Below are 26,020 nucleotides of genomic sequence, written 5' to 3' on the forward strand. Positions count from 1 at the left end.
ATCAGCGCTCGGATGGCTGATCCTTATCGGCCAGCATCTGTTCGACCCTGGCTTTTTCTTCGGGGCTGAGTGCCGTTTCCTGCTGGCCCTGTTTGCGCGAGCGCATTACCACGCCAGCCACAATCAGCAAGCCGCCAATCACGGCAATGGCCGGGAAGGCCCAGAGGAAAATCGTGCGCTTGTCGACCGGCGGTTTGTACTGCACAAACTCGCCAAAACGGTCCACCAGGGCGCCGACGATTTCATCGTTGGAAGCGCCGCCCTGCATCATCCGGTACACCTCGTCCCGCATATCCTTGGATATGGGAGCATTGGAATCAGCGATATTCTGGTTCTGGCACTTGGGGCAGCGCAGCTCGGCAATCAGGTTCTGGTAACGCTGCTCTTCAGCCCGGGTATCGAAGTCGTAGACCTCCATCACCTCGGCCCGGAGCGGTGAAACCACAAACAGTATGGCCAACAGTAGCGGATAAAAACGCATCAGCTATTTCCCTTTGCCTGATTGAACACGGGCAGCAGGACTTCCTGCCAGACCCGCTCGTTCACCACACCCACGTGGCGGTAAAGCACCACGCCATCGGCGTCGATCACGTAGGTTTCCGGTGCGCCATACACGCCGAGGTCAAAGCCGAGCGTGCCCTGAGGGTCGAAGATGATGGTGTCGTAGGGATTGCCCAGCCGGCCCAGGAAGCTGAACGCAGTTTCACGCTGGTCCTTATAGTTAAGCCCGACGATCCGTACACCCTGCTCTTTTGACAAGTGCATCAGGTATTCATGCTCGTCCCAGCAGGACGGACACCACTCGGCCCAGACATTCAGCAGGGACACCTGCCCCTGGAAAACCGAGGTATCCAGCATATGTTCCGGGTCGTGCAGGTCCTGCAGCTGGAATTCCGGTACCGGTTTGCCGATACGGGCCGATTCCAGCTTGGTGGGATCCTTGCCGATACCGGCAAACAGGAAGACCCCGATACCCACCGCAATCAGCAACGGAACAAACAGCAGCAGGCGCCTCATGACGACGCCTCCGCCGGCTTTCCGGGAGCCGTGTTGCCAGCCTGGGCCTTCTGTTTTTCCTCAGCTTTTACACGAATGCGGTAACGCTTGTCGGCAATGGCCAGGAAGCCGCCGATGGCCATCACCAGGGAACCCAGCCACAACCAGCGTACCAGCGGCTTGTACTGCAGGCGGATGGCCCAGGCGTCGTCTGAAATCCGCTCGCCAATGGCCACAAATACATCCCGGAACAGGCCGGCATCAATATCCGCCTCGGTCATCACGCTCATACCCACCGGGTAGTTACGCTTCTCCGGGTGCAGGTCGGTAACCAGCTTGCCATCCAGGAACACATTAAAGCTGCCGTACTGGGCGGTGAAGTTGGCGCCCTGCCGCTCACCGATGTCGGTGAACACGATTTCGTAATCGCCCACCATGGCGGAATCGCCCGGAGTCATGCGGACATCCCGCTCGACACCGTAATTGGACACCACAGTGGCACCGGCCATCACCATGGCCACACCAAGGTGCCCCAGCACCATGCCCCAATAACTGCGGGACTGGCGTTTGAGGCCATGCAATCGGCCCTGGCGGGAAGCAGACTTGTCCCACAGGTCCCACAGGGTAGCCACGGCAATCCAGATGGCAGTGAACACACCGGCAAAGGCCCAGGGCGCAAAGCTGCCGTAGTTGACCATCACCGCAGCCGTCGCCACCAGGCTGATCGCCAGCGGCCACAACAGTTTACGGGCCAGCATTCCGCCGTCGGTTTTCTTCCAGCGGGAGAAGATACCGGCACCCAGCAACAGGCCGGTGGCCACGGCCAGCGGGCTGAAGGTGGTATTAAAGAACGGCTCGCCGATGGACAGCTTGCCGGCATCCAGGTAGTCCAGGACCAGCGGATACAGGGTACCGATGGCCACCAGCAGCGTGGCGGATACCAGCAGCACATTGTTCAGGAGCAGGAAGATCTCACGGGACAGGGAGCCGTAACGGGAACGCACGTGCACCACCGGTGCCCTGAACGCGTAGAGCAGCAGGCTGCCTACTACAGTGATACCCAGCAGCATGAGCAGGAAGCTGCCCCGCTCCGGATCAGAAGCGAAGGCGTGAACCGAGGTGAGAACGCCGGAGCGCACCAGGAAGGTACCCAGCAGGCTCAGGGCGAAAGTCACGATGGCCAGCAGTACCGTCCAGCTCTTGAACACGCCACGTTTTTCCGTCACCGCCAGCGAGTGCATCAGGGCCGTACCGGACAACCACGGCAGCAAGGAGGCGTTTTCAACCGGGTCCCAGAACCACCAGCCGCCCCAGCCAAGTTCGTAGTAAGCCCACCAGCTGCCCAGGGCAATACCGATGGTCAGGAACGACCAGGCAACGGTTGTCCAGGGCCGGGACCAGCGGGCCCAGGCCGCGTCCAGACGACCGTTGATCAGGGCGGCAATAGCGAAAGCAAAGGCCACCGAGAAGCCCACATAGCCCATGTACAGCATGGGCGGGTGCATGATCAGGCCGATGTCCTGCAGAAGCGGGTTCAGGTCCTGGCCATCCGCCGGTACGTTCGGCAGCAAGCGGTCAAAGGGGTTTGAGGTAACGATGATAAACAGGAAGAAGCCGACACAGACCATGCCCATAACCGCCAGCACCTGGGACACCATGGTCGATGGCAACCTGCGGCTGAAGATGGCCACTGCCAGGGTCCAGCCGGTGAGCATCAGGATCCACAACAGCAGTGAGCCTTCATGGCCACCCCACACGGCACTGAACTTGTAGTACCAGGGCAGCATGCTGTTGCTGTTGTTGGCCACGTAGGCCACGGAGAAATCGTCTACCAGGAAGGCGTGGGTCAGGATGGCAAAGGCCAGGCCGGTAAACACAAACATGCCCGACGCCAGGGGCCGGGCAAACGCCTGCAGACTGTCACGCCCGGTGAGCGCACCGGCCAACGGGACGACGGCAAGAAGCACCGAGAGCAACAGCGCGAGTATCAGTGCAAGCTGTCCGAGTTCCGGATACATCAGAAATCTCCAAGGTCAGTCATGATTCGGGGCTCAGTAAGCCGCGCTTTCTGCAGCTTTCTCTGCGTTCGCCTTGTTCAGGCCCTTGGATGATTTCTCCAGGGCATCGGCTACTTCCGGCGGCATATAGTTTTCATCGTGCTTGGCCAGAACCTGGTCTGCCACAAACAGGCCTTCTTCGTTCAGTCGACCCATGGCCACCACGCCCTGCCCTTCTGCGAACAGGTCCGGCAGGATGCCTACGTACTGTACCGGCACAGACGCGGCATAATCCGTCACCCGGAAGTTCACCTTCAGGCTTTCGGTATCACGTATCACACTGCCTTCTTCCACCATGCCGCCGGCACGGATGCGTACATCAACCGGGGCATTGCCGGCAGAGATTTCTGTCGGGTCGTAGAACAGGTTGATGTTCTGGCGCAGTGCATAGGTCGTCAGGCCCACCGCCAGCGCAATGCCGGCAACCAGGAAGGCAAGAATGGTCAGTCTTTTTTTGCGGATCGGATGCATGGGTTACCTGCTGTTCAGTCCTGGGAAACTTCAACTCGGGTGAAAGTGGCCGCCGCTTTCGGGCGGGCGCTGTCTTTGCTTCCCTGCTGCTGTTCTAGCCTGCGTCTGCAGGAATCGTATACGGCACGGTTGCGGCGTGCAGACCAGATCATCAGCCCGCCCAGCAACACAACAAATACGGCGTAGCACGCCCACACATAGGGGCCGTGCCCTTCCATGGCAATAAATGCGGAGAACGAATCGAATGCCATTGGTTATTTCCTTCCCGCCAGAACAAGTTCTCTGACCCAGCGGGTACGCTGCTCCCGCAACAGGATCTCGGTTTTCATTCGCAGACAGGCCAGCCAGCCAAACAACAGGTACAGGCCAAGCACTGAAAGCAGCAACGGCACCCACATTTCCATCGGCATGGAGGGCTTTTCAGTCAACTTGAAGGTGGCCGGCTGATGCAGTGTATTCCACCAGTCCACCGAATATTTGATGATAGGGATATTTACTACCCCCACCAGTACCAGCACAGCCACGGCGCGGGCGGCAGATTTCTCGTCGTTGATGGCACGGTCCAGCGCGATGGCGCCCCCGTACAGGAACAGGAGAATGAGCATGGAGGTCAGGCGAGCGTCCCACACCCACCAGGTGCCCCAGGTGGGCTTACCCCACACGGCTCCGGTGAACAGTGACAGGAAAGTGAGCACCAGCCCCACCGGCGCGATGGCTTTGACAAACACGTCCGCCAGTTTCATGCGCCAGACCAGGGTGACCACGGCAGCAACCGCCATCATTATGTAGATTGACTGGGCCAGGAACGCTGCCGGCACATGGATGAAGATGATCCGGTAGCTGTTGCCCTGCAGGTAATCTTTCGGTGCAAACGCCAGCCCCCACACCAGTCCGGCCAGCAGCACGATCAGCCCGCCGGCCAGCAACCAGGGCATCAAGCGGTTAGCGATGCCGTAAAACCACTTGGGGGAACCCAATTTGTGAAACCATTGCCACATCAGTTGGTCACCGTCTTTCTTTTAACTGTTAGACATGCTGATTCGCAGCGCGGCGGCGGCTGCAAATGGCGCCAGAGTCAGCGCCAGTACCAGGAATGCCCCCATCAATGCGAGATAACCGGCCACGGGCGCGCCCTCGGCTGCTGCCGCCACGGTCCCGGTACCGAAAATAAGCACGGGAATGTACAGCGGAATGATCAGCAGTGACAAGAGCACACCGGCAGACCGTAACCCCAGTGTCAACGCCGCGCCGATGGCACCAATCAGGCTCAGTACCGGGGTACCGATCAGCAGCGTTAGACACAGAATTGCCACAGAGTTCCCGTCCAGGTGCACCATTATTCCCAACACTGGCGTAAGCAGTACCAGCGGCAGGCCGGTGAGTATCCAGTGGGCCAGTGTCTTGGCCAGGATCAGCAGGAACAGGGGCTGTGGCTGTAATATCAATTGCTCCAGGGTGCCATCATCAAAGTCGTGCCGGAACAGGTGGTCCAGCGACAGAAGCACCGACAACAAGGCCGCTACCCAGAGAATACCGGCACCGGACTGCTTGAGAAATGCCACTTCAGGGCTAACCCCTAACGGAAAGAGGGTTACCACCATAATAAAGAACAGCAGCGGGTTGAGCAGATCCTGGCGCTGCCGGAAGGCCACCCGGACATCCCGCATGAAGACCGCCGCCATGGCCTGCACTGGGCCGATGGCACTCTCTACCGGTTTCAACGCCGGCCGGGATTCAGCATTCATCACTCTGCCCTCCCCCCAGTGTAATGCGCTTCATTCCGGGCAACTGCAGGTCGTGGTGGGTCGTCACCAGCACCGCACCGCCTTCTGCAGCCCGCTGCTGCAATAATTCTTCAATGGCTTTGACGCCATCCGCATCAATCGCCGTGAACACTTCATCCAGCAGCCACAAGGGTTCGTCTGCAATCAACAGGCGCGCCAGTGCCACCCGGCGCTGCTGGCCGGCGGACAGGTTGCGACAGGGTACATTCTCGAAGCCCGCCAGTCCTGTTCCCGCCAGTGCCTGCGACAATATGTCGTCGCTGACGGTGCGGCGGCCAGCCATCAGGGCCCGAAGGTTTTCCATGGGAGTGAGCAGGGGTTTGATGCCGGGGCGGTGCCCAAGGTACAGCATGTTGCGCAGGAAGGATTCACGGTGCCAGGCCCGGGGTTCGCCACACCAGAGCAATTCACCTGACCAGGCGTCGTTCAAACCGGCAAGGATTCTGAGCAGGGTGGTTTTGCCGGTGCCGTTGGGGCCTTCAATACGGGTAACGGTACCCGGCATTACCGAGAAACTGAGATTCTGGAACAACAGGCGCTCGTCGCGCTCACATTCGAGATTTACAGCCTGTAATAACGGCTCGGACATCGGGGCCCCGTCTGCAGAGCGAAGGACGCCACGCAGGCATCCGGTGAATGAGTGCGCATTATAACGAATGCGACACCGGATTACCCATGCGTGACGTCAAATACCGATGTACTCAGCAAGCCTAACTTATTGAATCAGGGTGCGCAGTGCCCAAACCTGCTGCCAGTGATCACCCTTGCGCGGGGCGACCGCAGTTTCGAAGTAATGCTTCAGGCGCCGGCGGTCATCCGGCTGGTCTTTCAGGGCCGAACCGATGATGTGGTGCACCAGGTGTTCGATGGTCATGGTGCCGCCACCGTAATACCAGGCATTGAGGCTCGCCGCATGGGCCACGGAAACCGCCTCGGCCGTCGACAGCGCCGCACCGGCCAGCCGGTCGGTACTTCGGCCGTCCAGGGTCTGGCCATTACGGAGTTCATGGAACAGGGTTACCAGGACTTCCACCACCTTTTCATCCAGCGCTACCTCTATGCCGGCGCGCTGGTTGGCCTTGCGCACTTCCCGCAGCACCACGTCCATTTCATCGGCAAGCAGGCGGATGGGGCGGATTTCCTCGAAGTCCATCCGGCGCTTGAGGGCGGCACTCATCTGGTGCACCCCTTCATCCACGCTGTTGGAGGTGGCCACCAGGTTGAAACCTTCCTGGGCGAGAATCACCCCGTCTTCGCCCAGCTCGGGAATAACCACTACCCGGTCTGACAGCACAGACAGCATGGCATCCTGCAGGGCCTGGGGGCAGCGGGCGATTTCCTCGAACCGCACCAGCCGGCCTTCCATCATGCCCCGCAACAGGGGCGTGGGTACCAGGGCCCGGCGCGTAGGGCCTTCGCTGTGCAACAGTGCGTCGTTCCAGCTGTACAACAACTGGCTGACCTGGCTGATGGCGCCGCCTTGTAACGTGAGGGTCGAATTGCCCGAGATGGCAGTACACAGCAGCTCTGACAACCAGGACTTAGCGGTACCTGGCTCACCTACCAACAGACAGCCCCGGTTGGTACACAGGGAAATGATAATACGGGTGACCATGGCCCGGTCTGCCACGAACTTGCGCTCGATACCGAGTTTTTCGTCGCCCACCAGGAACTTCTCCACTGCCCGGGGCGACATCTTCCAGCCCGGCGGCACCGGCCCCTGATCCATAGCGACCAGCTTGTCGAGCTCTTCCCGGTAGATGACTTCCGCTGGCTCCCGCTGGGCCGCTTTTACCGTTGTTTTGGTGCTGTTCATCCGTTACTCCTTCGACCACCACGGACTTCCGGTGCCATGCGCTCCCTGGGCAGGATACGCGGCAATTCAGACAGCGGGATCAAGCCTTCAATCACATGGTCCAGCGCACTGTCGCGCATGGTAATCAGTCCGGCATCCAGCGCCCGCCAACGCAACTCACCGATCGGCGGCTGGCTGGAAATGGCGTTCCGGATGTCCGAATCCACTTCCATATATTCAACGATGGCCACCCGGCCGTGGGTGCCCCGTCCGTTGCACTTGTCGCAGCCCTCCCCTTCGAAACAGCGGAAATCTGCAGGTGCCCCGTTCGGGAAGACCTCGGCCAGAATCGCCGGATCCGCCCCGGCCGGTTTGCGACAATGCTTGCAGATACGCTTGGCCAGTCGCTGGGCAATCACTGCCAGCAATTCGCCGGCAATGGAGTTGGGGTGAATACCCAGGTCGTACAGACGCTGCAGGGAATCCACCGCATCGTTACAGTGCAGGGTTGAAAGCACCACGTGGCCGGTCTGGGAGGCCCGGATGGCTTCCAGGGCGGTTTCCTGGTCCCGGATTTCGCCCACCAGGATCACGTCCGGGTCTTCCCGGACGAAAGCCCGCATGGCGTCCGCAAAACTGAAACCGATTTCGGTACGCACCCGGGTTTGCTGGATGTTGTCGATGGAGTACTCGATGGGATCTTCCACCGTAATCACCTTGCGCCGGCCATCGTCCGCCAGCGTCTGCAAACCGGCATAAAGCGTGGTGGACTTACCGGAGCCGGTCGGCCCCACCACCAGCACCAGGCCAGCGGGGTTATCCAGCAAGCGCTCATAGCGGGCGCCGATCGCCGGCGACATACCCAGCTCGGCAATGGTCATGGCCCGACCGGTTTGTGGCAGCAGGCGGATAACGGCGTTCTCGCCGTGCAGCGAGGGCTGGGTCTGGATCCGAAGGTCGTAGGAAGTATTACCCAGCTGCAGCCGGGAACGGCCGCCCTGGGGCAGCCGGTGCTCGGCGATGTTCAGCTCCGCCCTCAGCTTGATAACGTTGATAACGCCCCGGATTTCCCGGGCCGAGAGCTGGTACTGGGGCAAGTCGTGCAGGTCGCCATCTACCCGCAGGCGGATGCGCACCCGGTTCTCGTACTGCTCGATGTGGATGTCACTGGCCTTCTCGCTGACGGCATCCAGCAGGATGGCCTCGTAGACCGACACCAGGTACGGGCTGATGCTCCTGGAGTTATCCTTGCCCAACAAATCCTTGCTGGCCCCGGTTTCCGACGGCTTTACTCCGGTATTCGTGCCCTGCTCCGCGACAAAGCGGCTGCCCTTGACGGTCAGATCCAGGGCCGACCAGATGCGCCGGAAATCCGTCGGGGTAACCAGCATGCAGACAATACGGTGCCTGGGCGTCAGCCGCTCCAGCTGGTCTGTACGGGCGTCCGGGTCATCAGTGACAACGGTCAGGGTACTGTCTTCCTCCGATACCGGAATCAGCCGGGACAAATCCAGGAAGGTGCGGGAGAAGCGCCGGAACAATTCCGCGTTCAGGCTGTTCAGCACCTCGTCACCGTCGGTGAATTTCATGCCCCGCTGCTGGGCCACCGACCGGTACAGGTCGATTTCTTCCAGGTTCAGCTTGCGGCGCACCACATCCAGAACCCGGTCGTTGCCGGTGGCGGCTTCGATTCTGGCCTGGGCCAGCACCGAATCGCTGACCAGCCCCAGGTCGATCAGGATCTGCTCGGAGTTCCGGTTGAAGTCGACCCAGCCAAGGGTGCGAACCCGCTCCAGCTGGCCACCCGTGTTCCGGAATATGGCTAGGCTGGGCACCGGGCCGGCGCGCCCCTCCAGGCAAAGGATATGGCCATCCCGCTTCACGCAGGGCAACAGAAGTGCCGGATCTTTGATAAACGTTGTGCACAGCACCAGGTCGCAGAGTTCATCGACCTTGATACCGGCATCGGCAGACACCTGCATGACGTCCACATTATGCAGGCTGCACTGGAAGAACCGTTCACGGGCTTTTTCCGCCAGCACCGGGTTCTTGTCGACGTAGATCACCCGGCGGGCCAGCCGCGCCAGCACGGCCGTCAGATAGCCGGAACCCCCACCCACGTGCATAACAACCTGGTGGCTGTCGATTTCGGGTATCAGCCCCAGCAGGTGGCGGACGGTTTCTTCCCGGGGAATGGAATGGCCGGTAATGGATGGCGCGAGATCCGCACCGGAAACAAAATCCTGGCGGGATACCGCCAGCAGGGCCTCATGGGCACGGGAATACAGTTGTTTCATTCAACGGCTCCAACCAGACGCTCCACAAAAAACTCAAGATGCCCCCCGGGAGCAGAGGGTAAAGGCCAGTTTTCGACTTTTTCTGCCAGTGCCCGCATGGCGAGGGACGCCCTCGCCTTGGGGTAGGCTTCCATAAACGCCTTTTGCCGCTGCACGGCCTTGCGCACGGCGTCGTCACTGGGAATGGCTCCACTGTAGTGTAGCCCCGCATCCAGGAAACGACCGGTGACTCTGGTCAGTTTTTCAAACAGTTGGGTGCCCTCCCTGTCGTTGCGCACCTGGTTGGCCAGCACCCGGAAGCGGCTGGTGCCGTAATCGCGGTGCATCATGCGGATCAGGGCGTAGGCATCGGCAATGGAAGTGGGTTCGTCACACAATACCAGCAGAATCTCCTGGGCGGCCCGCAAAAACGCCAATACAGAGTCGGATACACCGGCTGAGGTATCGATGATCAATACGTCGGTCTGGTCGCCCAGATCACTGAAGGCGTGGATGAGCCCTGCGTGCTGGGCCGCAGTCAGGCGGGTCATCGCCAGGCTGCCGGACGCAGACGGTGCCACCCGGATACCACCGGGGCCATCTACCAGAATGTCTTCCAGGGCGCACTGGCCATCCAGCACGTGCTGAAGGTTATAGTGGACCGTCAGGCCCAGCAGCACATCCAGGTTACCCAACCCCAGGCCGGCGTCGAGCACCAGCACACGACGGCCCCGTTCGGCCAGTGCAATACCAAGGTTAACGGCTATATTGCTTTTCCCTACTCCACCCTTGCCGCTGGACACGGCAATTACCTGAACCGGACGGGGTTTATTCATGATTGTTATGGTTCTCTGAAAAACTTGCTGCGCGGCCTGTTCATGGCCCTCTGAGTGCCTGACTCGGAGCTAAAGATACGGTATCCTTGCGCCATTTATTTCAAGCAAATCCACGCCAGATTATCCGAACACACAGGTGACCACAAATGCCAATCCACGAAGTAAAGCACCCCCTGATCCAGCACAAACTTGGCCTGATGCGCCGGGCAGACATCAGCACCAAGAATTTTCGTGAACTGGCCCAGGAAGTTGGCGCCCTGTTGACCTACGAGGCAACCAAGGATTTCAGCCTGCAGGAGAAGACCATTGATGGCTGGGCAGGCCCGGTCACCGTTGAGCAGATTCACGGAAAGAAGATTACCATCGTGCCGATTCTGCGGGCAGGCCTGGGCATGCTGGACGGCGTGCTGAGCCTGATTCCGGTAGCAAGGGTAAGCGTGGTTGGCCAGATCCGTAACGAAACTACCCTGGAAGCGGAAACCTACCTGGAAAAACTGGTGGGTGAGCTGGACCAGCGTATGGCGCTGATCATCGACCCGATGCTGGCGACCGGCGGCTCGATGATTTCCACCATCGACCTGCTCAAGAAAGCCGGAAGCACCGAAATCCGCGCCCTGGTCCTGGTGGCGGCCCCGGAAGGCGTGGAAAAAGTGCTGGAGAAGCATCCGGACGTTTCCATCTACACCGCTTCGGTGGACGACCGCCTGAACGAGAAAGGCTACATCCTGCCAGGCCTGGGCGATGCCGGTGACAAGATCTTCGGCACCAAGCAGAAGGACGTCTGAGTATGCAGGACCACAACAACGACCCGGTCTGGAAGCAGGCGCTGGCCGGCTCCCAGATGCTGCTGGTAGCCTTCGGCGCGCTGGTGCTGATGCCACTGATTACCGGGCTGGATCCGAACGTAGCCCTGTTCACGGCCGGCATCGGCACCCTGATCTTTCACGTAGTGACCGGGGGCCAGATTCCGATCTTCCTGGCATCTTCCTTTGCGTTTATCGCACCGATCATTGCGGCCAAGGGCCGGTTCGGGCTGGAAGAAACCCTCGGCGGCCTGATGGCGGCAGGTATCCTGTACATTATCCTGTCCGGCGCGGTTCGACTGCGGGGCACCGGGTTTGTTACCCGCCTGCTGCCGCCGGTGGTCATTGCGCCGGTCATCATGACCATCGGTCTTGGCCTGGCGCCCCTGGCCGTGCACATGGCCTCTGGCCGCACGGGCGATGGTGCCGCAGAGCTGGTGCCCTACGATACGGCCATCTGGATTGCCATGATCTCACTGTCCGTCACGGTTGTGATGTCAGTCTGGGCGAAAGGTATTTTCCGGTTGGTGCCGATCATGTTCGGCGTGATTGTGGGCTATGTGCTGTCCTGGTTTGCCGGCATTGTCGACACCACCGCCATCGAGCAGGCGGCCTGGTTCTCGGTGCCGAATTTCGTCGCACCCGCGTTCAGCTGGGGCGCCATCCTGTTCATGATTCCGGTGGCCATCGCCCCGGCCATTGAGCACATTGGCGATGTACTGGCCATTGGCAACGTTACCCGCAAGAACTACCTGGAAAAGCCCGGCCTGCACCGCACCCTGCTGGGCGATGGCCTGGCCACCAGCGCCGCGTCTATGCTGGGCGGGCCACCCAACACCACATACTCGGAAGTGACGGGCGCAGTGATGCTGACCCGCAACTTCAACCCGAAAGTAATGTGGTGGGCGGCCGTTGTTGCCATTGTACTGGCCTTTGTGGGCAAGTTTGGTGCCGCGCTGCAGACCATTCCGGTGCCCGTGATGGGCGGCATCCTGTGCCTGCTGTTTGGTTCGATTGCCGTGGTGGGCCTGAATACCCTGATCCGCCACCAGGTGGACTTGTCTCAGTCACGTAACCTGGTGATCGTCGGTGTTACCCTGGTGTTCGGTATTGGCAACATGGTGCTGGGGCAGCTGGAAGGGATCGCCCTGTGTGCCGTGGTGGCGATTATCCTGAACCTGGTCCTGCCAGGCGAGAAAGAAGCCTGGGGCCGCAAGATCTACGAAAGCAAAAACGATTAACCGAAGTTCTCGAGGCGCTGCTGCACCTCCCGAAACTCCGTGTAAATCTGCTCCAGTACGGCCGGAGCCTGTTCCAGTGCTCCGGCCTTACCCAGCTTCTCCGCTTCAAAGCACGCCTGCCCCAGCCGGGGCGCACCAATATTGATGCTGCTGCCCTTGAAGCTGTGGGCGGTCTTGGCAAAAACGTCCGGATTATTCTCTGACAGCGCCTGCTCAAGGCTTTCGATGCGGCTCCTGGAGTCGGCCAGATAGGTCTGGATCAGGACATCAAACTCTTTTTCCATGACATCCTTCAGTTCAGCCAGCGCCTCTTCATCAAGATGCGGTTTGTCGTTCATCGGTCAACTCCCTGTCGTGCGCATATCCCGATACTTTCTCAGAAAGGCCGCCGGAATCAAAGCCCCGCAGGCAAACTCGGGGCGCTTCAGCGTCAGGAGGACGGGGTTTCTTCCCGCAGGCCGTACTTGCGCACCTTCTCTACCAGTGTGGTTCGGCGGATACGCAATTTCTCTGCAGCCCGTGCCACCACGCCCCCGGTTTCGTGGAGGGCCTGCTCGATCAGTTGCTTCTCGAGATTGGCCAGGTAGTCCTTAAGGTCAATGCCGTTAACCGGCAGCAGTACCGGCCCGTCCAGCCCCACCAGGCCGGGAACGGCAGAGGGCAAGCCCTGATCTTCCGGAGCCTGGTGTTCGTCGTGGTCATCCAGGTAGCGGAATTTCCGGGGCAGCTCCTGAACACCAATCACGCCGTAGGGGTACATGATGGCCAACCGCTCCACCAGGTTGGCCAGCTCCCGCACGTTGCCCGGCCAGTCATGCCGGCACAGGCTCATGATGGCAGCCGAGTTCAGCCGCAGGGAGCCGCGCTTTTCCTTTTCCATGCGGGAGATCAGTTCGTTGATCAGCAGGGGAATATCTTCGACCCGATCACGCAGGGCGGGCATATCGATGGGAAAAACATTCAGCCGGTAGTAGAGGTCTTCACGGAAGCGGCCGGCTTCGATCAGCTGCTCGAGATTCTTGTCTGCCGCCGCAATAATCCGCACGTTGGTAGGCCGGGAGCGGTTACTGCCGATGCGTTCGAAGTTGCCATCCTGCACCAGCCTAAGCACCTTCACCTGGGTGTTCAGGGGCAGCTCGCTGACATCATCCAGGAACAAGGTTCCGCCGTTGGCCAGTTCACAGCGTCCGGCCCGCTCGGTGATGGCACCGGGAAAGGCTCCCTGTTCATAGCCAAACAGCTCGCCTTCAAGCAGCTCCGCCGGTATGGCGCTGCAGTTTACCGGCACGAAGGGCTGGTCGCGACGGTCGGAATGGTAGTGCAGGTTGCGGGCAACCACCTCCTTGCCGGTTCCGGACTCTCCGGTGATCAGCACGCTGACGTCCCGGTCGGCGACCTGCTCCATCAGATCCCGCACCTGCTGTATGCGACGGCTGGTGCCCACCAGGCTGCGAAACAGCTGGACACCCCGCTGGTGCCCGCGGCCATTGCCCTGGTCAAACTGGGAACGGTACACCTGGGCCCGGTGCAGGGAATCGACAAACTTGGCGTAATTCAGGGGCCATTCAAGGCGGGCGATAATGCGGCTGGCGAGATCTCTGGGCAGGTCGGCAGCCTCAGGCCCGCCGGCCAGCAACACCGGCAAAGCCGGGGCGATGCGGGCAAGCTCCTGAAGGCTATTCTGCACGGCCTGGCCGTCACCTGCCAGCACGGCCACGGAGAAACCCTCCGGCTGACCCTCCCCATCCTGCAATTGCGCTGCCACTGACAGGTCGTCAGCAGCCACCGGGCCTTCACCCAGAAACTCCAGGATAGTAACAAGATCCCGGCGCAGGCCGGGATCTTCACTCACTACCAGTACTTTATTGTTGTTGGGCATTAACCGGTGTCTCTGTCAGGTATCAGCGTCGTGCTGCCCGCCGTGCCGCCGAGGCGGTAAATTCATTACCCCGGAAGCCCGGATCGAAATCGTAGGCCGGGTAACCGTTATCCAGGCCATCAATGTAATAACGCTGCGCTTTGAGGTCGTAGGTCATTTCCATGGTGGTCCAGAACACCGGCACACTGTAGTAGCTGATGTTGTGGGCTTCCGACACGCGCCACAGCTCACCCTCTTCGTTGTACTCTTCAGAGGCCATGATTTGCCAGCTATCTTCATCAATGTAGAACACCCTGCGATCGTAGATATGGCCAATACCAACGCGGCGCTTGGCTTCCACTACCCAGACCCGGTGCAACTCGTAGCGGGTCAGCTCCTGGTTGATGTGGTTCGGGCGAATCACATCCGAGGGGCGAATGTTGTCGTCATGCAGCTTGTACGCATTGTACGGCACCAGCAGTTCCCGCTTGCCTTTCAGCTCCCAGTCGTACTGGTTAGGGGCACCGTTGTACATGTCTTTCTGGTCAACGGAACGCAGCGACGAGGAGTTGGGCAGATCTGTCTCGTAGGCCAGGTTCGGTGACCGGCGCAAACGCCGTGAACCGGAATCATACCGCCATGCCAGCCTCGGTGAACGGACCTGGTCCAAAGTTTCGTGCACCAGTGTGATGGTGCCGGCCAGGGTGCTGGGCGCGATGGTCTCGGTTTTCAGGTAGAAGATCTTGTTGTCGATATCTGCCAGCTCGGCGCCAATCTGGCTGTAGGCAAAGTAGTAATCGTACTGGTTAACCACTTCGTTGTAGGCGCCATCCCGCTGGGGCGTGGCGGAGGCACTGCGGAACGAAACCTCTTCACCCCGATAACGGAGGATGTGATTCCAAATCGCCTCAAGCCCATTCTGGGGAATGGGGAACGGACTGGTCATGATGGTATTTCGCACGCCGTTGCCGTTATCCAGCAGCTCTGCGCTCAAGGCATTCTCGAAAGACTTTTCGTAGACATGCTCGGGGAAGGCTGCAGTCCGGCGCGTCTGGTAAACCGGCATAAAGAATTCCGGCCCGTACTGTTCCAGCATCCGGATATGGCCATCCGACAGCACATCACGGTACTGGTCCATGTTATCGCGAGTAACGGTATAAAGCGGCTTGTCTTCCGGGAACGGATCAATCTCCTTGGTTCCCTCTCGCCAGTTTGCCGGTGGTGTTGCCAGGCCGCCGTTCCAGGCCGGAATAGTGCCTTCGGCATTACCGGCGCGTTCGGCACCGACCGGTGTGAGCTCATTGTTCAACCGCTCTGCTTCGGCAGGTGAAACCTTTGCCACAGCGGATCCGGACAACCCCATTACTGCTGCGGTAACCGCCGCAACCAACTGGTTTCGCATCCCTCAACCTCCATTCTGAATGGTCGGGCGATCGACCTTCGCCCGAATTGCGGGTCTTTTTGCCAGTTTCAAACGCCCGTTTCAAGTGAAGGTTTGTAGTTTCTTGTGAACAGGCACCTGCATCAACAGCGACCATCAAAGGGGAGGAAATGGGTGGACAAAAATGATACTATTAGTCGCTTGGCCTGATCGATATACAAGGGTGTGGTCTTCAGGCGGGCAACTGATCATCCGGCACTGCATGTGGGCAGGTATTGCATGGCTTCAACGTGGTATTCACTGGTTTCACAAAAACTGTACCTGGCCCAGGTACTGATCCGGGAATTTGACCAGCCAGCCAGTACCGCCAGCACCGGACTGCCGGCAGCCGTGATCGGAGAAGCCCGGTCCCAGGCAGTGGCAGAAGTTCTGCTGAGAGCCCGCGACGTACTACTGACCATGATCGCAAGGCTGCACCAGAAAAAGACGGAAACGCCGCACAGCCTGGCCGAGTTAAAGGCGCTGTTCGAATACGATGTGGCGGAAGTCGAGACTCTCGACAGCCTCGCACAGCAGCGGGACAGCTGGTGGAACCACCTGGTTCAGCTGGACAAGGCCCTGGGCCAACCACCAGCGCAGAAAAAGACGGTCTCTGCCGACAACATTATTGCGGTAGCCGCAGAAGAAGGCCCGGACCGCTCCCTGCAGGCACTGGAACAGACCAGGGCAGCCATGGCCATTTTTGCAAGGGAACTTGAAGAGCGGCACGGCGAGTGGTAGCAGCCCTGACCACGGCTGCACCGAAACAACCCGAATGACGACAAAGGTTTAACGAATGTCACCATCGTTTTTTGAAATTGTACAACTCTCTGACGGCGACTACGCGTTGCGCCGGATAGATGATGATGCCGCCCCACTGGTGCGCATTTCTTTTTCCGAAGAAGCCCGGGAAATGATGGAGAACCGGGATATGAACGTGGCAAAGGCCATGATTGCTGCAGGCATTGAAGCCGCCGGCAATATCGACTACGACATGGGCCATGAAATGGAATGGGATGACGAAGACGGCGACGCAATCGACCCCCAGCCCAGCTATACCCTGCACTGACCGATACTGCGCCAGCCTTCAGCGCTGGCGCAAAATCACCCCGTGACTGTTTCCTTTCGCAGAAGCCTTTTGCAGTGAATCGAAGGCGGCGCGCCCCAGCTTGTTGGTCCAGAGCACTACCGCATGACAGGTACCTGCGCCCAGGGCGCGCTCTGCCAGCTGCTGGGCCGGGTATTCCGCGGTTGAACGCAGCACCAGGATCTCATTCGCCACAATGCCGTGCATCTTCTGCCACTTGGCCACCAGCGCCTGAGGCGGATCAATCCACGCCAGCCAGCGCTTTTCCTGGTTCAGCTGGGTGAGCATGGGCAATAACAGCTGAAAGTTCTCTACCTGCCCTTCCGGCAGGATAATCTCCGTCACATTGCCGCCCAGGCCCGAATGACCCGCTGCCGAACCACCTGCAGGCCGGCGCATGCTTGCCGGGCGCTGCCCCGCAGAGATCGCTTGCGCCGGTGCCACTGTGGCCGGATGAAACGCCATGTTCTGATTGAAGCTCAACTGTTCCATAACTCACCTGCCTGTTCAGTGAAGATCGGAGCGCCGGATTACACCCACACCAAGACCTTCGATAAACAATTCCTGCTCACTCAGATCCACTTCGATAGGAGCAAACTCTTCGTTCTCCGCAATCAGCCAGACCCTTGAGCCTTCACGGCGGTAGCGTTTAACGGTAACTTCCTCGCCCACCCTGGCCACGACTACCTGGCCATTGTGAACATCCTGGGTGCGATGCACCGCCAGCAGGTCGCCATCCAGGATGCCGATATCCTTCATACTCATGCCCCGCACCCGCAGCAGGTAATCTGCCGAGGGCGAGAAGAAGTCGGGTTTCAGGGTGCAATGATCTTCCACATGCTCCTGCGCCAGGATCGGGCTACCCGCTGCTACCTGACCAATGACCGGCAACCCCAGATCCGGCTCAGCCTCCGGCAGGCGAATACCGCGGCTGGCGCCCGGCACCATCTCGATCGCACCTTTGCGAGCCAGCGCCCTGAGATGCTCTTCCGCCGCATTGGCCGAGCGGAACCCCAGCTCGGCAGCGATTTCTGCGCGAGTGGGCGGATAACCGGTTTCATCCAGATATCGCCGGATAATATCCAGCACCTGGGACTGTCGGGCGGTCAGCTTCATGCTTTTTCTCCGGGGTTGTTCGTCCTGGTTTTTTATACAGTGATTTGACTATATACAGTGTTTTATCCAGTGTAAAGTCCCTGTGCAGTTTCTTTCCTTTGGGTAACGGGACACGGCGCAAGCCTATGTTAAGGTGACCTGAAACGAAGCAAGGGGATGCAAACACTCCATGAACGCAGCCAATCGTTGCAAGATGCCGGAAAGACTGAAAAACCACGAAGGTGAAGAACGCCGCGTAGGGGTCGAAATCGAGCTTTCGGGGCTCGGTTACGAACAACTGGTGCAGCATGCCGCCCGCTTGCTCGGCGGATCGCCGGAGCTGACCTCACGCTACGTGACCGCACTGGACACCGAACATGGCCGCTTTACCATCGAACTGGACTCCGATCCCATCAAGGAGCTGGACCTGGACGACGAGCGCCTGCCGCAATCCATCCGGGAGCTGGGCAGCCATGCCATGGATGTGATCGACTTTGCTGCCGAGAAGGTCGTTCCGCTTGAGATTGTCGGCCCGCCGCTGGCGTTCTCGAAACTGGAACTGATCGAAACCCTGATGGATGAGCTACGGGAACTGGGCGCAGAAGGTAGCCGTGAAGCCATCTACTTTGCCTTTGGCCTGCAGCTGAACCCGGAATTGCCGGACCTGGAACCCGCCACCCTGGTAGCCTACCTGCAAGCCTTTGCTGCCCTTTACGACTGGCTTAAAGCCCGGCACCAGCTGGATATCAGCCGTAAGTTCACCACCTATATCGAACCCTGGAGCAGCCGGTATACCGAGAAGCTGATGGCGGATGACTATCGCCCGGATTTGGAAACCCTGATGCGGGATTACCTGCACTACAACCCCACCCGCAACAAGGCCCTGGACCTGCTGCCGCTGTTCGCCCATCTCGACAAGGAACTGCTGGCAGGCTACGTGAAGGACCCCAGGATCAAGAGCCGCCCTACCCTGCATTACCGTCTGCCGGACTGCGACATCGACAACCCGCGCTGGCATTTCTCCACGGTGTGGAATGACTGGGTGGTTCTGGAGCAGCTGGCCGCACATCCGGAAGACCTGGCCGATTTACGCAGCCGGTTCCGGGAAGCCCAGAAGTTCAGCTTCCACAACCTCACCCATTCCTGGCGTGAGACCACGGACAACTGGCTGAAACAACACGGTTATGTCTGATTATCAGGGCAACGACATGCCGATGGCAGAAGAGCTGCCGGAGAAACCGGGGCTGACTATCGGCATCAGTGGCCCGGTGCGAAGAAGCCTGGCGCACCGGCTGATCAACCTGGCCCTGCGCCTGCACGGTGCCAACACCCATTACATTCGCCCCGGCAGTCATACCGATGTGTCCCTGCTGGACGGGCTGGTGCTGTCCGGCGGCACCCACGTACACCCGGAGCTTTACGGGCAACAGCCCCAGGTAACGGCCCGGTACGATCGCAAGCGGGATTCCACCGATCACCGGCTGCTGGTTCAGGCCGAAGCCATCAATATTCCGGTGCTGGGCATTTGCCGGGGCGCACAGTTTATCAATGTGTTCCACGGCGGCACCCTGTGCCAGAACGTAACTCCGCTGCGGGAACATACCCGCCACCGGCCTCTGTTGCTGCCCCTGCAAACCGTACAACTGGTGAAAGACAGCCGGCTGGGCCGGTTGATGCCTGCCACGGTGATTGGCGCCAACCGCATTCACAGCCAGGCCATCAAACGGCTGGGCCGGAACCTGCGGGTAACGGCCCTGGACAACGACCGGTTCGTACAGGCCATTGAAAACACCGGAGCCCAGTGGCTGATGGGCGTGCAATGGCATCCCGAGTACCTGCTTTATCACACCGGCCACCGGCATATTTTCAGCCACTTTGTGCATGCCGCCCGGGGCAGAAAACTGGAAAGACTGGAAAGCCGATATTCGGCCTTTGATCAATAAGGAGTTTGATGATGGTATCGCTGAAACACCCCCTGGCACTGACCGCCGCCCTGTTAGCGACCGCGGCCGTGCCCCTGGCCGCCAATGCCGGCGAAGTCAGCCTGACCGGTGAAGGCGTGGTGCGTTACAACCCGGACAGCGCCCGCCTGCAATTCTCGGTTTCTGCCGAGCACAGGCAACCGCAAAAGGCTTCCGCCCAGGTAGCTGACACCATGGACAAGTGGCGTAGCGCCATCAAAACCTGGCGAGACCAGTTGCAGGACTACTCCGACGCGGATGTAAACCTGTATACACGCACCCTGCCGGTTCAGGAGAAAGGCAAGGAGCCGGAACGGGTCTCCGTCGCCAGCCAGACCGTGAGCTTCTCGATCAATGACCTGGAACTGCTGAACCCGCTGCTGGAGCAGGCCAATAAACTGGGCCTCCAGTACAACCTTGGCAGCCACCAGTTTTTCCATTCCGACGAGCAGGGGCTTGAGCAGCAGGCGCTGGCCCGGGCCATCGAGGACGCCCGAAACCGCTGCCAGTTCGTGGCGGAGCAGCTGGACAAAACCTGCGGCGAGGTGGTGTCTATCAACATCAACGGTGGGCACCGGCCCGTGCCGATGATGATGGCAGAAGCCAAGTCCGCCCGGGATACCGTCTCGAGCGTGGGCCCCCGTGAGATTCAGTCCAGCGTGAGCGCCACCTTCGAACTGGACTGAACCGGGTCAGAAATTACGGGTATAGAAGATATCGAGGGAGGCCGCCAGCCCGCTGGCCGCTTCCAGATAGAAATACTTGCCCAGGTCATAGCGCAGCGCCACGGTCGTGATTGGCTCGAAAATACCCACCCCGTAGCGCAGGCTGAGCTCGTCGGTAATGTAACCACTGGCCACTACGGCAGACTGGTCGCCAGAGCCTTCCGCTTCCAGGGTCAGGTTACGGATACCCAACTCGTCTCCGATACTCTGGGTTATACCGCTGGCCTGGTTCAGCCCCAGCGAAATCGCCGCCCGGCTCATCTGGCCTTCATCCCCCTGGCTCTGGGGTGCCCGGCCGAGAATGATGTAAGACAGCGCATCACTCTGGGGCATGGACGGCTCCGAGAACACTTCCGTGGTCGGCGCGTTCACCGGCCCGCTCAGGCGAATACCCGCCACAACGGTATCGACGGTGCGCACGGCTTCAACATCCAGGTATGGCTCGGCCAGAGACCCCACAAAGATTATCCGCGCCCTGCGCAGGTCCAGGTCTTGCCCGAAGGCTTCGTAGCGACCGTCCACCAACTGCAGGGTGCCGCGGGTATCCATGTTGTTGCCAATGCGAAGGGTGCCCTCCAGGTTGCCGGTTACATCAAAGGCATTGAAGGATACTTCGTCTTCACCCACCACTACGGTGATATCCATCAGCATGGTGCGAATGGCGGGCTCTTCCTGTTCGACACCGACAATGACTTCGTCCTCGGATACCGAAACCGCCGATGGCGGCAGGCCCTTGATTTCGATATCACCCCGGGGCACATCCACCCGGCCTGACACCGCCAGCTCACCGGCGCGGAAAGCAATGGTCAGATCCGGGCCCACTTCTACCCGGGCATAGGGCTCGACCGAAACCGGCAGCCGCTCACCGCTGATATTCAGCTGGACTTCGGGCTCATCCTGCCAGTCCAGGTAGCCGCCCAGCTCGCCACTGCTGCGATCGTTACTCTTCCAACGGCCGCTGATGTCGGCCCGGCTGCCCAGAAATTCCAGCACCAGCACGATGTCTTCCATGGGCAGGGGCAGGCCCGGGTCGAACACCCGGCCGTCGGTGAGCGCCAGCTCCCCTTGCACCTGGGGCCGGAACAACGGGCCAGACAAAGTCCCCTGACCATTGACCTCGCCGGCCACCTCTTCAATGCCGGCAAAGGCCGACAGGAAAGCCAGGTTCAGATCTTCCAGGTTGAAGCGGCCATCGATGGGCCGGCTTTCGGTATTCGGGTCCACCGCCAGTTCCAGGTCAAAGCTGCCCAGTTCCGGGCCCCGAAGCGCCATGGCCAGTTCGGCGGTTTCAGGCTTTAGCCGGGCTTCCAGGGTCAGGGATTCATGCTGCAGGGTTTCCCAGTCATCCAGGATCAGGAATTCAAAGGCCCCACCCCCAGCATCAATACTGATCAGGCCATCCGGGCCCTGTTCGGTGAGTGCCAGGTCAATGTCTGCGTTCAGCGACGCCTGCCAGCGAAAGGTTTCCGGGAACAACGGCGCCAGCGCCTGCATGGGGAACTGGCGAATCTGATAGGCGATCCGGGTATCCGGCAGCAGCTGCTGGTCGTCGGCACACACCGAGCTGGCCTGCCAGCGCCAGCAGTGGGCGCCAAACAACACTTCGCCGTCAGCCGTGTAATCCAGGCTTGCCGGCGCTTCCAGCCGCCAGGTTTGCTCCGGGCCGGGCACATCGATTTCGCCCCGGGCCAAGGCGCCCTGCCAGCTGGTCCAGGCGTCACCCAGGGCGCCGGCGAACGTCAGCGCCACCGAGGCTTCCGGGTGCTGCACAGTCAACGCCAGCTGGTGATCCGCCCGGGTACCATCAAGGTCTGCAGTCACCGCAGCCAGTTCCTGCCCAGCTACACGCAACGCTTCTGCGTTGAGGCTGGCATCCAGCACACCGCCACTGGCAAGGCTGGCATCCAGCTCCATGTTTTCAATGCGCAGCAGGTCCTGCCATTCGAATTCACTGGCATCAAGCGTCACCTTGCCCGTGGGATCCTGCGCCGAACCCGCCAGGTCCACCCTGGCCGAGAAACGACCGGCCAGGCCGGGCAGCAGACGGTCCGGCTGCGGCAGGTTCACAGTCAGGCCGGCCCCCAGGCTCTCACCGTAGCGCCCCTCGCCTTCTATCCGGTTCTCCGCTATCGCCACCAGCAGATCCTGCACGCGCCAGTCGGTACCATCGCTGCTGAGCTTACCCCGGGCGGTGGCCGGCTCCTGCTGCCAGCGACCTTTCAGGTCCCAGTCGGCGGTCATTACCGGCAGGCTGTCCGGCACCAGCCGGCCCTCGGAATTGACTTCACCGTTGAGACTGGCTTCCAGCACCGGCACCCAGTAGCCAGGGTTGAACTGATCCAGCAGCAGCCGGGCCTGCCAGGCCAGCTGATCCGCGAAGGCCAGTTCGGCATCGCCGGTCAGGGAACCTGCACCGGTGGTCATATCCAGCTGTGTGATGCGAACTGCTTCCAGGTCCCCGTTCAGAGCTGCGGTAAGCTCCGCATCGCCTTGCGGACCTCTCACCGCCGCCTGTAAATCGGCGTTGTAGTTGCCATCGTTGTACTCAACATTCCCTTCCAGCCGGTTCACGGCAACCGGTGGCGGCTCCAGCCCGGGAATCAGTCCGAACCAGGGGAAACGGTCAAGGGCCAGGTCGGCCTCTGCCTGCAGGCCGCCAGACCAGCTCGCACTGCCCTGAACTTCCAGGGTACCCGGAGCGTCGGGATCTTCGCCGGATGGCTGTGTGGCCGCCGGCCCGGTCATGGTCAGGACCAGGTTGTCGACACCACCGGTTGTGACCAGGCCCCTGATGACAGTTTCGATGGTGCCGGTTGTACCGGGAAGGTTGGCACTGGTACGGGTACGGAAGCCGTTGGCAAGGGAACCGTCCAGCGACACCACCCAGTTTTCCAGGGTCAGAGTTTCCGGCAGGGTGTCGTAGGCCAGGAAGCTCTCTGACTCAATGGTGAGCGCCGCCGGCAACTGCGCTGCCAGCGGCTGCACGGTGCCGCTCAATTGTGCGTTCAGATAACCGCTGCTGGTTCCGGATACCCGAAGATCCCGCACGCTGCCCGCCAGGTTGGCTGCAATCGTCCAGCTGTCTCCGCTCGGGGGTGGCAACTGTGCCGTAACATCGAGATCCACCGGCCAGTCCCGGCGCATTTCAGCACGGCCACTGGCAGTCACCCGGATTTCGCCCAGCTGGTACAGGGCGTGGTTTACCGTAAGGCTGGCGCCGGATGCTTCACTGCGCAGCTCCACCTTGTCCCAGATGGGGCTGCCATTCAGCTTAAAGGGCCCCAGTTGTACATCCCCCACCACCAACGCCACCGGCAGGTTGATAGCGGGCAGGCTGATATCACCCCGTTCTGTGTCTTCGGCGGTATCAGAAGGCTGAACCGTGACATCGATCTGTTCGGCTTTCAGGGTATCCAGGCACAGGGTCTTTTCGAACAGGCAGCTGGGAGACCAGTCCACTTCCGGCGCCAGCAACAGTACTTCCACGCCATAGCCGCGCCATTCCAGCCGTTCCGCCTGCCACTGGCCCAGCAGGGAACCCTGGTCCGCCTCGGTTTGCAGCCCGGGAATCTGGTCGATGGTCCAGGCGGTGCCGGCATCGGTCAGAAGCGCCAGCAAAACAATAGCCACCAGCACCAAGGGCAACAGCAACACCAGCAACACAATCACCACTGGCCAGAACCACCAGCGTTTGTGTCGGGGCGGCCTGGCTGGCGCTGCGCCATGCTCCGGCTGCGGCTGCGGAGGTGTCTGGTTCGCTTCGGTCACAGTTCCGGCCCCATGGAGAAGTGAATCCGCCAGCCGCCGCCGAACTGGTCATCCATACCCTTGGCCACATCCAGGCGCAAGGGGCCCACCGGGCTCACCCAACGAATGCCCATACCCACGCCGGTGGCCAGGGGATCAAAGACATCATCCACGGCATTACCCTCATCAATAAAGGCCGCCACACGCCAATTTCGCACAAACTCATACTGGTACTCGGCGCTTCCCACCACCATGTAACGGCCACCGATGACGACATCATCCGAGTCTTTGGGTGCCAGGGTTTCATAGCCGTAGCCGCGAACGCTCTGGTCGCCACCGGCGAAGAAGCGCAACGAAGGCGGAACATCCCGGAAGCTGTTGGTGGCCACGCCACCGAAATTGAAGCGGGCGAGAAACCGGTGCTTGCCGGCCAGGGTATAAAGCCCCTTGGCCAGGAAATTCACATGCAGGATATCGGCATCCGAGATCACCGCCCGATGGGCCCCGGTCACGTCGAACTGAAGGCGATACCCCCGGGACGGGTCGAGCGGCGAGTTGGCGTGCAGCTTGGAATAACTGACACCCGGCAATAACAGGCTGGAGTTACCCTGCTCTTCCTCACCAATACTGAAGCGCTCCCCTTCCCAGCGCATGGACAATATCTGCATCCAGCCGTTGTCCAGCTGGTGGCTCCACTGCTGGCCGAAGGTGAGCCGTTCAGACTCCACATCTTCAATATGCTCGCGCTGGTAACCGGAGGTCAGGCGGATGGCATCCGTCATGGGCGGATCCAGCGGCAGCTCGTACCAGCCGCTCACGCTCTGGCGTAACTCGGACAGTTCGGTATCGGCGCCCCGGCGATGCCCCATGGGATTGATGTAGTGTTCCCGCCAGTTACCCCGGAACCGGGGGCCGACGTCTGTCGAAAAGCCAACACCGGCGGCCACGGAGCGCGGCGGCCGGGGCGTCAGGGCGATATCGACAGGGATTACCCGGTCTTCTGCCTTCGACGGCGCGGCGTCTACATCCACCCCGGAGAAATAGCCACTGTTGGACAAGTCATTACTGAGTTTTGCCACTTCATCGGCATGGAACGGAATACCGGGCTCGAAAGTAACAAACTGCTCCAGCAGGTTCTGTTCGAACTCGTGGCCTTCCAGAAAGGTGACCTTGCCCAGCCGGTAGCGTTCGCCGGACTGGTACTCCAGGGTGATGTCAGCCGCGTTTTTGGCGGGATCCACTTCCAGCCGGCGGGTCAGGAATTCGCCCTCGAAATAGCCCAGCCGGTTGGCGGTGTTCTGGATAGACTGGCGCAGGGCATCGTACCGGCCATGGTGCAGCACATCACCTTGTGCAGGCGATTTCGGGAGGTTCTGCCGGAAGTCTTCCTGTGCGCCATCCGGCCCTTCGATCATCACATTGCGGGAGCGGATAAGCACCGGCTCGCCGGGAATGAGGGTAAGCACCAGCTCCGCCGGTTCATCGCCGGCTTCTTCTACTTTCCAGCGTACCTCGGGACTGTAATAGCCCAGCGCCCGGGCCGCCTCTTTCACCTGGGCAATGGCGGTGTTGGCGTAACGGCGCAAGCCATCGGCAGTGCGGCCTTCCACTTCGCCAACAAAGATCTGGGCGTTGTCCTGGAGGTTATCCACATCGCCCTCAACCTCCACCCGAACCTGGCTGGCGAATACGGCAGGGGCAAGTACCAGCATCACCAGGCCCGGGCTGATGGTGGCAAGGCGTTGTAAGGTTCTGGCTAACAGCATGCTGGTTTTAATGGCGTCCGATCCGGTGTCCGGGCTGATTCCCTGAAACAGGTTGCTGAGTTTACCGACTGAATAGGCTAACCTTCCAGTCACTTAGCTTTG

General features: G+C 60.4%; 25 protein-coding genes. 7 read left to right on the forward strand and 18 right to left on the reverse strand.

Annotated features, from left to right (window positions below; all coding sequences use genetic code 11):
* Position 1: 1 nt before the first annotated feature.
* From LWH94_RS10205 to LWH94_RS10255, 11 genes are all read right to left on the reverse strand, one after another.
* A complete protein-coding gene (locus LWH94_RS10205) occupies positions 2 to 481 on the reverse strand; it encodes a cytochrome c-type biogenesis protein (RefSeq protein WP_199455832.1) in 480 nt (159 codons plus the stop codon).
* The gene (locus tag LWH94_RS10210) at positions 481 to 1,017 is read right to left on the reverse strand and encodes a DsbE family thiol:disulfide interchange protein (protein WP_232902145.1); all 537 of its coding nucleotides are present in this window, start codon (positions 1,015 to 1,017) and stop codon (positions 481 to 483) included. The genes LWH94_RS10205 and LWH94_RS10210 overlap by 1 nt, the downstream gene beginning before the upstream one ends.
* A complete protein-coding gene (locus LWH94_RS10215; RefSeq protein ID WP_232902146.1) occupies positions 1,014 to 3,014 on the reverse strand; it encodes a heme lyase CcmF/NrfE family subunit in 2,001 nt (666 codons plus the stop codon). The genes LWH94_RS10210 and LWH94_RS10215 overlap by 4 nt, the downstream gene beginning before the upstream one ends.
* Positions 3,015 to 3,047: 33 nt before the next feature.
* Positions 3,048 to 3,524: a cytochrome c maturation protein CcmE gene (ccmE, locus tag LWH94_RS10220; protein ID WP_022988754.1), complete on the reverse strand. Its 477-nt coding sequence runs from the start codon at positions 3,522 to 3,524 to the stop codon at positions 3,048 to 3,050.
* Between the two features lie 14 nt (positions 3,525 to 3,538).
* Entirely contained in the window at positions 3,539 to 3,775 is a 237-nt protein-coding gene (gene ccmD, locus LWH94_RS10225) for a heme exporter protein CcmD (RefSeq protein WP_022988753.1), read from the reverse strand.
* 3 nt (positions 3,776 to 3,778) lie between these two features.
* Positions 3,779 to 4,522, reverse strand: coding sequence for a heme ABC transporter permease CcmC (gene ccmC / locus LWH94_RS10230; protein ID WP_022988752.1), 744 nt, complete (start codon positions 4,520 to 4,522; stop codon positions 3,779 to 3,781).
* 21 nt (positions 4,523 to 4,543) lie between these two features.
* On the reverse strand, positions 4,544 to 5,269 hold the full coding sequence (gene ccmB / locus LWH94_RS10235) for a heme exporter protein CcmB (RefSeq protein ID WP_058340158.1): 726 nt from the start codon (positions 5,267 to 5,269) through the stop codon (positions 4,544 to 4,546).
* On the reverse strand, positions 5,259 to 5,897 hold the full coding sequence (gene ccmA / locus LWH94_RS10240; protein WP_058340159.1) for a cytochrome c biogenesis heme-transporting ATPase CcmA: 639 nt from the start codon (positions 5,895 to 5,897) through the stop codon (positions 5,259 to 5,261). Before ccmA ends, ccmB begins: the two co-directional genes overlap by 11 nt.
* 126 nt (positions 5,898 to 6,023) lie before the next feature.
* The gene (locus LWH94_RS10245; protein ID WP_232902147.1) at positions 6,024 to 7,124 is read right to left on the reverse strand and encodes an ATP-binding protein; all 1,101 of its coding nucleotides are present in this window, start codon (positions 7,122 to 7,124) and stop codon (positions 6,024 to 6,026) included.
* Entirely contained in the window at positions 7,121 to 9,400 is a 2,280-nt protein-coding gene (locus LWH94_RS10250; protein WP_232902148.1) for an ATPase, T2SS/T4P/T4SS family, read from the reverse strand. Before LWH94_RS10250 ends, LWH94_RS10245 begins: the two co-directional genes overlap by 4 nt.
* A complete protein-coding gene (locus LWH94_RS10255; protein ID WP_094625572.1) occupies positions 9,397 to 10,215 on the reverse strand; it encodes a MinD/ParA family protein in 819 nt (272 codons plus the stop codon). The genes LWH94_RS10250 and LWH94_RS10255 overlap by 4 nt, the downstream gene beginning before the upstream one ends.
* 146 nt (positions 10,216 to 10,361) lie before the next feature.
* Between LWH94_RS10255 and upp the strand changes: the two genes are divergently transcribed.
* Both upp and LWH94_RS10265 read left to right on the forward strand, forming a co-directional pair.
* On the forward strand, positions 10,362 to 11,000 hold the full coding sequence (gene upp / locus LWH94_RS10260) for a uracil phosphoribosyltransferase (RefSeq protein WP_232902149.1): 639 nt from the start codon (positions 10,362 to 10,364) through the stop codon (positions 10,998 to 11,000).
* 2 nt (positions 11,001 to 11,002) lie between these two features.
* Positions 11,003 to 12,259 carry a uracil-xanthine permease family protein gene (locus LWH94_RS10265; RefSeq protein WP_232902150.1) on the forward strand — a complete coding sequence of 419 codons (1,257 nt, stop codon included), beginning with the start codon at positions 11,003 to 11,005 and terminating at the stop codon, positions 12,257 to 12,259.
* Here the strand turns inward: LWH94_RS10265 and LWH94_RS10270 are convergent.
* From LWH94_RS10270 to LWH94_RS10280, 3 genes are all read right to left on the reverse strand, one after another.
* On the reverse strand, positions 12,256 to 12,597 hold the full coding sequence (locus LWH94_RS10270; protein ID WP_232902151.1) for an Hpt domain-containing protein: 342 nt from the start codon (positions 12,595 to 12,597) through the stop codon (positions 12,256 to 12,258). The genes LWH94_RS10265 and LWH94_RS10270 overlap by 4 nt on opposite strands.
* Positions 12,598 to 12,689: 92 nt before the next feature.
* Positions 12,690 to 14,138, reverse strand: coding sequence for a sigma-54 dependent transcriptional regulator (locus LWH94_RS10275; RefSeq protein ID WP_232902152.1), 1,449 nt, complete (start codon positions 14,136 to 14,138; stop codon positions 12,690 to 12,692).
* A 22-nt stretch (positions 14,139 to 14,160) separates the two neighbouring features.
* Complete coding sequence (locus LWH94_RS10280) at positions 14,161 to 15,519, reverse strand: DUF1329 domain-containing protein (protein WP_232902153.1); 1,359 nt, start codon at positions 15,517 to 15,519, stop codon at positions 14,161 to 14,163.
* A 258-nt stretch (positions 15,520 to 15,777) separates the two neighbouring features.
* On the opposite strand from LWH94_RS10280, the gene LWH94_RS10285 reads away from it, so the two are divergent.
* Both LWH94_RS10285 and LWH94_RS10290 read left to right on the forward strand, forming a co-directional pair.
* The gene (locus LWH94_RS10285) at positions 15,778 to 16,278 is read left to right on the forward strand and encodes a DUF6586 family protein (protein WP_232902154.1); all 501 of its coding nucleotides are present in this window, start codon (positions 15,778 to 15,780) and stop codon (positions 16,276 to 16,278) included.
* Between the two features lie 55 nt (positions 16,279 to 16,333).
* Entirely contained in the window at positions 16,334 to 16,606 is a 273-nt protein-coding gene (locus tag LWH94_RS10290) for a hypothetical protein (RefSeq protein ID WP_232902155.1), read from the forward strand.
* An 18-nt stretch (positions 16,607 to 16,624) separates the two neighbouring features.
* On the opposite strand, the gene LWH94_RS10295 is transcribed toward LWH94_RS10290, so the two are convergent.
* The gene (locus LWH94_RS10295) at positions 16,625 to 17,116 is read right to left on the reverse strand and encodes a cell division inhibitor SulA (protein ID WP_094625566.1); all 492 of its coding nucleotides are present in this window, start codon (positions 17,114 to 17,116) and stop codon (positions 16,625 to 16,627) included.
* Positions 17,117 to 17,131: 15 nt separating this feature from the next.
* On the reverse strand, positions 17,132 to 17,740 hold the full coding sequence (lexA, locus tag LWH94_RS10300; protein WP_036219354.1) for a transcriptional repressor LexA: 609 nt from the start codon (positions 17,738 to 17,740) through the stop codon (positions 17,132 to 17,134).
* Between the two features lie 169 nt (positions 17,741 to 17,909).
* Here lexA and LWH94_RS10305 point away from each other — a divergent pair, with 169 nt between their 5' ends.
* From LWH94_RS10305 to LWH94_RS10315, 3 genes are read left to right on the forward strand one after another with little or no spacing between them, the layout of a single operon-like run.
* Positions 17,910 to 18,911 carry an amidoligase family protein gene (locus LWH94_RS10305; protein ID WP_232902156.1) on the forward strand — a complete coding sequence of 334 codons (1,002 nt, stop codon included), beginning with the start codon at positions 17,910 to 17,912 and terminating at the stop codon, positions 18,909 to 18,911.
* Positions 18,904 to 19,662, forward strand: coding sequence for a gamma-glutamyl-gamma-aminobutyrate hydrolase family protein (locus LWH94_RS10310; protein ID WP_022988739.1), 759 nt, complete (start codon positions 18,904 to 18,906; stop codon positions 19,660 to 19,662). Before LWH94_RS10305 ends, LWH94_RS10310 begins: the two co-directional genes overlap by 8 nt.
* An 8-nt stretch (positions 19,663 to 19,670) precedes the next feature.
* Positions 19,671 to 20,366 (forward strand): SIMPL domain-containing protein, encoded by a 696-nt coding sequence (locus tag LWH94_RS10315; RefSeq protein ID WP_232902157.1) that lies wholly within the window; start codon positions 19,671 to 19,673, stop codon positions 20,364 to 20,366.
* Positions 20,367 to 20,372: 6 nt separating this feature from the next.
* On the opposite strand, the gene LWH94_RS10320 is transcribed toward LWH94_RS10315, so the two are convergent.
* Both LWH94_RS10320 and LWH94_RS10325 read right to left on the reverse strand, forming a co-directional pair.
* Entirely contained in the window at positions 20,373 to 24,173 is a 3,801-nt protein-coding gene (locus tag LWH94_RS10320) for a translocation/assembly module TamB domain-containing protein (protein ID WP_232902158.1), read from the reverse strand.
* Positions 24,170 to 26,011: an autotransporter assembly complex protein TamA gene (locus LWH94_RS10325; RefSeq protein ID WP_442914985.1), complete on the reverse strand. Its 1,842-nt coding sequence runs from the start codon at positions 26,009 to 26,011 to the stop codon at positions 24,170 to 24,172. The genes LWH94_RS10320 and LWH94_RS10325 overlap by 4 nt, the downstream gene beginning before the upstream one ends.
* Positions 26,012 to 26,020 lie beyond the last annotated feature (9 nt).

Source organism: Marinobacter sp. G11 (genome assembly GCF_021282325.1).
Lineage (GTDB): Bacteria > Pseudomonadota > Gammaproteobacteria > Pseudomonadales > Oleiphilaceae > Marinobacter > Marinobacter vinifirmus.

Excerpts from the sequence above, each read along its gene's own strand:
- lexA (WP_036219354.1), bottom strand. The coding sequence starts at position 17,740 with ATGAAGCTGACCGCCCGACAGTCCCAGGTGCTGGATATTATCCGGCGA.
- LWH94_RS10215 (WP_232902146.1), bottom strand. The coding sequence starts at position 3,014 with ATGTATCCGGAACTCGGACAGCTTGCACTGATACTCGCGCTGTTGCTC.
- ccmA (WP_058340159.1), bottom strand. The coding sequence starts at position 5,897 with ATGTCCGAGCCGTTATTACAGGCTGTAAATCTCGAATGTGAGCGCGAC.
- LWH94_RS10305 (WP_232902156.1), top strand. The coding sequence starts at position 17,910 with ATGAACGCAGCCAATCGTTGCAAGATGCCGGAAAGACTGAAAAACCAC.
- LWH94_RS10280 (WP_232902153.1), bottom strand. The coding sequence starts at position 15,519 with ATGCGAAACCAGTTGGTTGCGGCGGTTACCGCAGCAGTAATGGGGTTG.
- ccmE (WP_022988754.1), bottom strand. The coding sequence starts at position 3,524 with ATGCATCCGATCCGCAAAAAAAGACTGACCATTCTTGCCTTCCTGGTT.
- LWH94_RS10245 (WP_232902147.1), bottom strand. The coding sequence starts at position 7,124 with ATGAACAGCACCAAAACAACGGTAAAAGCGGCCCAGCGGGAGCCAGCG.
- LWH94_RS10310 (WP_022988739.1), top strand. The coding sequence starts at position 18,904 with ATGTCTGATTATCAGGGCAACGACATGCCGATGGCAGAAGAGCTGCCG.
- LWH94_RS10255 (WP_094625572.1), bottom strand. The coding sequence starts at position 10,215 with ATGAATAAACCCCGTCCGGTTCAGGTAATTGCCGTGTCCAGCGGCAAG.
- LWH94_RS10265 (WP_232902150.1), top strand. The coding sequence starts at position 11,003 with ATGCAGGACCACAACAACGACCCGGTCTGGAAGCAGGCGCTGGCCGGC.
- LWH94_RS10315 (WP_232902157.1), top strand. The coding sequence starts at position 19,671 with ATGATGGTATCGCTGAAACACCCCCTGGCACTGACCGCCGCCCTGTTA.
- LWH94_RS10270 (WP_232902151.1), bottom strand. The coding sequence starts at position 12,597 with ATGAACGACAAACCGCATCTTGATGAAGAGGCGCTGGCTGAACTGAAG.
- LWH94_RS10285 (WP_232902154.1), top strand. The coding sequence starts at position 15,778 with ATGGCTTCAACGTGGTATTCACTGGTTTCACAAAAACTGTACCTGGCC.
- LWH94_RS10295 (WP_094625566.1), bottom strand. The coding sequence starts at position 17,116 with ATGGAACAGTTGAGCTTCAATCAGAACATGGCGTTTCATCCGGCCACA.
- LWH94_RS10275 (WP_232902152.1), bottom strand. The coding sequence starts at position 14,138 with ATGCCCAACAACAATAAAGTACTGGTAGTGAGTGAAGATCCCGGCCTG.
- LWH94_RS10250 (WP_232902148.1), bottom strand. The coding sequence starts at position 9,400 with ATGAAACAACTGTATTCCCGTGCCCATGAGGCCCTGCTGGCGGTATCC.
- ccmC (WP_022988752.1), bottom strand. The coding sequence starts at position 4,522 with ATGTGGCAATGGTTTCACAAATTGGGTTCCCCCAAGTGGTTTTACGGC.
- LWH94_RS10290 (WP_232902155.1), top strand. The coding sequence starts at position 16,334 with ATGTCACCATCGTTTTTTGAAATTGTACAACTCTCTGACGGCGACTAC.
- ccmB (WP_058340158.1), bottom strand. The coding sequence starts at position 5,269 with ATGAATGCTGAATCCCGGCCGGCGTTGAAACCGGTAGAGAGTGCCATC.
- LWH94_RS10210 (WP_232902145.1), bottom strand. The coding sequence starts at position 1,017 with ATGAGGCGCCTGCTGCTGTTTGTTCCGTTGCTGATTGCGGTGGGTATC.
- ccmD (WP_022988753.1), bottom strand. The coding sequence starts at position 3,775 with ATGGCATTCGATTCGTTCTCCGCATTTATTGCCATGGAAGGGCACGGC.
- LWH94_RS10205 (WP_199455832.1), bottom strand. The coding sequence starts at position 481 with ATGCGTTTTTATCCGCTACTGTTGGCCATACTGTTTGTGGTTTCACCG.
- upp (WP_232902149.1), top strand. The coding sequence starts at position 10,362 with ATGCCAATCCACGAAGTAAAGCACCCCCTGATCCAGCACAAACTTGGC.